Below are 1305 nucleotides of genomic sequence, written 5' to 3'. Positions count from 1 at the left end.
CGCGTTGGTGATGGCGGTCCCGGCGGTGCCGTCGACGGAGGTGATGGTGCCGGAATTCGCGATGATGTTCGGGTTTGAGGCGCTTCCCGATCCGCTGTCGACGGCGATACCCGCGCCTGTGCCGTCACCTGCGTTCCAGTCGCGGCCACCGGAGACCGTGGCGCCATTCGCGACGGTGATGGTGATCGGGCTGCCACCGCTACCGCCTTCCGACGCCGCGTAGATGCCGGGGGAAGCGCCGCCGGTCGCAGAGACGGTACCGTAGACGTTGACCGCCACCGTGTTGCCCGTGCCCACGCCCCCTGTGGAGCCGTTGAAGGCACCCTGGTTGTTGCTGACCCGGCCGCCGCCGCCGCCAATGCTCTGCAGCAGGATGGCCGGCGCGTTGTTGCCGGTAGTCGAGACGGTTGCGCCGGAATTGTCGGAGTTCGGCGCCGCGGTGCCGATGTTGACGACGATCGGCCCGCCATTGCCGGATCGCTGACTACTCTGGTTGAACGGTGTCAGGAACTGCGTCTGCCCCGTGTCACCGGCGATGCCACCACCGCCGCCGATGCTCTGGGCAAAGATGCCAACCGCCCCGTCTCCCTTGGTGGAGATGCTCCCGAGGTTGGTGACCGTCACGTCATGGCCGTCGCCGTGCACCGTCGCCGTGGTACCCAGCGCGCCGGCGCCATTGGCGGGCTTGCCGCCGAGCACCAGGCCGCCGCCGCCACCGACGGCCTGCGCCAGAATGCCGTAGGCGTTGCGGCCCGCCGTCAGGATCGTGCCGTCATTCTCCACGCTGACCGAGCCGCCGATGCCTTCCGCGGCATGGTTCGTATTCGCGTTGCTGCCGCCCAGGCTGACATTGATGCTGTAGTCGCCGCCCGTGGCCGACGCTGCGCCGCCGGCGTTGTCGGAAGCATCGCTGGACAGCGTCTTCACGATGCCGCCGCCACCACCGATGCTTTGCGCGATGATGCCGATGGCGTCGTGGCTCATGGTCTGGATGAGGCCGCCCCTATTATTGGTCACCCTCGCCCAGGTGCCGTTGCCGTTCGCGCCGCCCTGGCCGCCGACGGCGATGGGAACGGATAGAACGGTGCTGGAGGAATCCCCGGTCGCGGATTTGGCGCCCGAGGTGCCGCCCATGCCGCCGCCGCCGCCAATGCTCTGCGCCACGATGCCGGCGGCAAGTCCGCCATTGGTGATGATGGTGCCGGAGTTGATCACGACCGCGTCGCCGCCGTCACCCCCGATGCCGCCCCTGCCGCCCACGCCGATGGCACTGTCCAGGGTGACCTTCTTGCCGCTCTGATCCGT

At 68.8% G+C, this 1305-nt stretch carries 1 pseudogene; it reads right to left on the bottom strand.

Annotated features, from left to right (window positions below):
• Positions 1-1305: pseudogene (locus tag D2K64_RS23600) on the bottom strand (hypothetical protein); the annotation flags it as partial.

Origin of the sequence: Teichococcus vastitatis (assembly GCF_003604215.1) — a bacterium.
Lineage (GTDB): Bacteria > Pseudomonadota > Alphaproteobacteria > Acetobacterales > Acetobacteraceae > Pseudoroseomonas > Pseudoroseomonas vastitatis.
This window is presented reverse-complemented; position numbering and strand designations above follow the sequence as displayed.